At 36.0% G+C, this 4,128-nt stretch carries 5 protein-coding genes; 1 reads left to right on the top strand and 4 read right to left on the bottom strand.

Features of this window, described 5'->3' with window-relative positions:
* Positions 1–184: 184 nt before the first annotated feature.
* Positions 185–1,273 (bottom strand): M42 family metallopeptidase, encoded by a 1,089-nt coding sequence (locus ACIQ2X_RS14300; RefSeq protein ID WP_396179621.1) that lies wholly within the window; start codon positions 1,271–1,273, stop codon positions 185–187.
* A 90-nt stretch (positions 1,274–1,363) separates the two neighbouring features.
* Here ACIQ2X_RS14300 and ACIQ2X_RS14295 point away from each other — a divergent pair, with 90 nt between their 5' ends.
* A complete protein-coding gene (locus ACIQ2X_RS14295; protein WP_396179620.1) occupies positions 1,364–2,059 on the top strand; it encodes a DUF4294 domain-containing protein in 696 nt (231 codons plus the stop codon).
* Between the two features lie 45 nt (positions 2,060–2,104).
* Here ACIQ2X_RS14295 and ACIQ2X_RS14290 read toward each other — a convergent pair whose 3' ends face one another.
* The 3 genes from ACIQ2X_RS14290 to ACIQ2X_RS14280 all read right to left on the bottom strand — a co-directional run.
* The gene (locus ACIQ2X_RS14290) at positions 2,105–2,941 is read right to left on the bottom strand and encodes a GIN domain-containing protein (protein ID WP_396179618.1); all 837 of its coding nucleotides are present in this window, start codon (positions 2,939–2,941) and stop codon (positions 2,105–2,107) included.
* 56 nt (positions 2,942–2,997) lie between these two features.
* Positions 2,998–3,783 carry a head GIN domain-containing protein gene (locus ACIQ2X_RS14285; RefSeq protein WP_396179617.1) on the bottom strand — a complete coding sequence of 262 codons (786 nt, stop codon included), beginning with the start codon at positions 3,781–3,783 and terminating at the stop codon, positions 2,998–3,000.
* A 62-nt stretch (positions 3,784–3,845) separates the two neighbouring features.
* Positions 3,846–4,128, bottom strand: a 283-nt coding sequence (locus tag ACIQ2X_RS14280) for a GIN domain-containing protein (protein ID WP_396179616.1), incomplete at its 5' end; no start/stop codon positions are given.

The following is a 4,128-nucleotide window of genomic DNA, read 5'->3' as shown; positions in this document are numbered from 1 at the left end:
ATTGTTTATATTTTTTCATGCAAGACAAATTTAGGCTTTTGACCTTAAACACTTGGAGGAAAACTCCAAGTGTTTTTAATTTATCTGTTGCACTTATAACTTGAACTTACAAAGCTCAACATATTTAAAAGACGTAAAAGATATAAAAATAGGGTACAACTCTTGAAAGTTGTACCCTATTTTTTTATTTAAAGTAAGAAAAATTTTCTTCGTTTTCAAGGTTGAGTAACGTATGATAAATCAATGCAATCACGTGTTCGACATCTTCTCGATGTACCATTTCTACCGTAGTATGCATGTAACGTAAAGGTAACGATATCAATGCTGAAGCTACACCACCATTGCTGTATGCAAAAGCATCTGTATCGGTACCAGTTACTCTAGAAGAAGCCATTCGTTGAAAAGGAATATTGTTTTTTTCTGCGGTTTCCAAAATGAGTTCACGCAAATTATTTTGTACAGCAGGAGCATAGGTAATCACGGGACCTGCACCAATTTTTGTTTCTCCCTGACTCTTTTTGTCAATCATTGGCGTGGTAGTATCATGGCAAACGTCGGTAACGATAGCAACATTGGGTCGAATAGTTTTGGTAATCATTTCAGCACCTCTAAGTCCTACTTCCTCTTGAACCGAATTGGTTATATACAATCCAAAAGGCAAAGTTTTCTTGTTTTCGTGCAATAATCGAGCGACTTCTGCTATCATGAATCCTCCCATACGATTGTCAATTGCACGACAAACAAATTTGTTATCGTTCAAAATCATAAATTCGTCGGGATATGTAATCACGCAACCCACATGGACTCCTTTTTCTAAAACTTGCGTTTTATTTTCGCAACCGATGTCAATAAAAATATTGTCTAATTTGGCACTCTCTTCTTTATCCGCCTTTCGGGTATGAATTGCTGGCCAACCAAAAACGCCTTTTACAATTCCTTTTTTGGTATGAATATTAACACGTTTTGAAGGGGCAATTTGATGATCCGAACCACCGTTTCTAATCACGTACAAAAGCCCGTCGTCGGTAATATAATTCACATACCATGAAATCTCATCGGAATGTCCTTCAATTATAACTTTGTAAGGAGCTTCGGGATTGATCACACCCACAGCTGTACCATACGTATCGGTAATAAATGTGTCCACATACGGACGCAAATAATCCATCCAAATTTTCTGACCTTCTGCTTCAAATCCGGTTGGTGACGCGTTATTTAAATAACGTTCTAAAAAGTCGATTGAACTTTCTTTTAATATTGATTTTGTACTCATAATTAATATTTTTGCTAAAGTATAAATTTGGCATTACAGTTGTATGGTACTTTTGCATAAATTTACCTCAAATAAAAACAGAATATGGGGATGTTAAAAAAGTACCGCCTTTTTTTAGTATTGCTATTACTTGCTTTTCAAGTAAATGCACAAGTAACCGATCATCGAGACGATTATCTTAAAGAAAAAGATACCGTTCTTGGCGTTGCCATCGAATTGGAAGAAGTCGTAATTGACAAAAACCAAATAAAAATCAGTGAGGATGCTCGAAAGCGTTTTTTAATTTTGCAAAGAAGAGTTTACAAAGTGTACCCGTATGCCAAATTGGCTTCGGAACGGTTAGTACAACTCAACAAAGGAATGATTGGATTGAAAACCAACCGTGAAAAAAAGAAATATTTTAAAATCACCGAAGATTATTTGACCAACGAATTCGAGTCGCAACTCAAAAAACTTTCGAGAAAAGACGGTCAAATTCTTGTAAAATTAATCCACCGACAAACGGGAAGCACCACATTTACTTTAATCAAAACACTAAAATCAGGCTGGAAGGCTTTTTGGTCCAATTCGACCGCCCGGGTTTTTGATATTAATTTAAAAACGGAGTACAATCCGATGGAAGTGTACGAAGATTATTTGATCGAAACAATTGTAGATCGGGCTTTCAAAAGTCGACGCTTAACACCGCAACCAGCAGCAAATCCAATAGATGTTGAGGAAATGGCTGATCTTTGGACGGCGAAAATTGCTCTGCAAAATGCTGAATTACAAAAGAAACAGAAATAAAATTTTAAAGTTCAAAAGTTAGAAAATCTAAAATTTTGAAAAATTTTATTTCAAAATATTTTTCTTTAAAACCGTTTTTCCTGTAAATTTTTTTAACTCGATAGCGGGCTCGCCAAAAAGCTCAATTTCTGAGTTGGCAAATGCACTAATTACAACAGATGTTTCTACAAAAACGCTGGTTTCGCTGTAACTTTCTGCTAAAATTTCGGCATTTTTTGCAGTAAGTTTTTTGCCAAAAAGTTTGCTGTTATTGTCCATACGCAATTTTAAATCAATTACATCACCCTCAAATGTGGTGCTGCTTCGCTGATACTGATCTACTTTCATCTCGGTGGCAGCTACAAGTCCTTTGATGCTTCCATTTTTAGTCAATACGAAATTTAGTTTTTCGGATTTTGCATTTAATTCGGCAACTGCGTCGTCATTAACCTCAATTGTAGCTAATTTTGTTTTTAAGTTGAGGTATAATTTTGATTTTTTGTGCAAAGCAAAAGTAATTTCTTCCAGTTCCATTTCGTCCAAAATCATTACTTTCGATTGGTCGGTAGCCTCGATTTTTTTCAAAGCGTCTGTGTAAAAAAGTTTGATTTCAAATTTTTTAAAACTTTTCAATTTATTGTTCAAGCCAACGGTCAATCGACCCGAATTGTTTACAATTTTTAAGGCTTCTTGCAAATTATCGTCGGCTTCGAGCTCTATTCCAGAACTATCAGCTTTAATAAATAAAACTTGAATATCATCTTCAATCGAAACAGAAGAAAATAATCCCGTCGTTTTTTCGCCAGTAGTCACAATTTTAGAACCTTTAAGTTTTTCTGCTTTTTGCGAAAATGCCAAAGTAGTGAGAAGTAGTAGGGCAAGAAGTGTAATAATTTGCTTCATTTATGGTTTTTTTTTACAAATATAAAAAATAGCTCCATTTCTGGAACGCGTTTATTTTAATTGGAGGTAATGGTTCCGCCCGAACTCTCGGATTTATCCATTTTTTTGGGTATGTTTCTGTATTTAATTTCGCCTCCGCTCGATGCTTTTCCAATAAAATTATTAACTGGATAAACAATCGTTGTACTCCCGCTCGATGTTTGTGATACAACTTCGTTGGCAATCAATTTTCCTGCATCAATAGTACTTCCGCTGGATGATGAAGTTTCAACTTTTAAGGCTTTTCCAGCAACTTTGAGGTCGCTTCCACTGGACGATTCCAAATTAATGGAGTCCACTTCCAATTCAAGAGTAATTGCACTTCCACTAGAAGTAACAACACTTAGCGATTTTGATTTTAAAGTAGTGCCACTTTCAATCTCGGAACCACTCGAGGATTTCAAACCACTAATTGTTGGTACATGTACACGAACCAGTGGCTTATTTGTGGTATTGTACATTCCGTTTGCAGAGATGATGAGTGTGGCATTTTCCACTTTTGTAGTGATAATTCCCTGAATATTTTCGTCTGTTTGAACTTCTACTAACGGAGTTTCTTGTTGAAATACAACTACTTCAATGCCGCTGCTAACTTCTATTTTGTCAAATTGTCCAGTAATGCTTCGATTTTGTGTGGTGATTATACCGTTGCCTTTTGTTTTTACATTTCGTGAATCGCCGGATTTACCGGGTTGTCCAGGACTGCCGTCGCTTCCCGAAACATGTGTTATTGAAATACAAGATGTAAATAAAAACAACACTATTCCGAAAGTAAATAGTGTGAAAACGCTGTTTTGTTTCATAGTAATGATTTTGATTAACCAAATATAAAAAAAAATAGCTCTTTTCAGGGAGCTATTTGCGGTTATTTTTTGGTGATACTTCCACCCGAACTTTCTACTTTTTCGAGTTTTTTCGGAATGTTTGTATAAGTAATTTCACTTCCGCTAGAGGCTTTTGCATTCAAACTCAGTATCGGAAATACAGTTGTGCTGCTTCCGCTCGAGGTTTGAGCAAAAATGTCGTTGGCCATCAAACTACCGCCATCAATGGAACTCCCGCTGGAAGAAGATGTTTCGGCTTTTAATGCTTTTCCTTTGACTTCGATACTGCTTCCGCTGGACGATTCAATGCTGATGTAATCGGCT

The organism is Flavobacterium sp. (assembly GCF_044368625.1).
In the GTDB taxonomy this organism is placed as follows: Bacteria; Bacteroidota; Bacteroidia; order Flavobacteriales; family Flavobacteriaceae; genus Flavobacterium.
This window is presented reverse-complemented; position numbering and strand designations above follow the sequence as displayed.

Excerpts from the sequence above, each read along its gene's own strand:
- ACIQ2X_RS14300 (WP_396179621.1), bottom strand. The coding sequence starts at position 1,273 with ATGAGTACAAAATCAATATTAAAAGAAAGTTCAATCGACTTTTTAGAA.
- ACIQ2X_RS14295 (WP_396179620.1), top strand. The coding sequence starts at position 1,364 with ATGTTAAAAAAGTACCGCCTTTTTTTAGTATTGCTATTACTTGCTTTT.
- ACIQ2X_RS14290 (WP_396179618.1), bottom strand. The coding sequence starts at position 2,941 with ATGAAGCAAATTATTACACTTCTTGCCCTACTACTTCTCACTACTTTG.
- ACIQ2X_RS14285 (WP_396179617.1), bottom strand. The coding sequence starts at position 3,783 with ATGAAACAAAACAGCGTTTTCACACTATTTACTTTCGGAATAGTGTTG.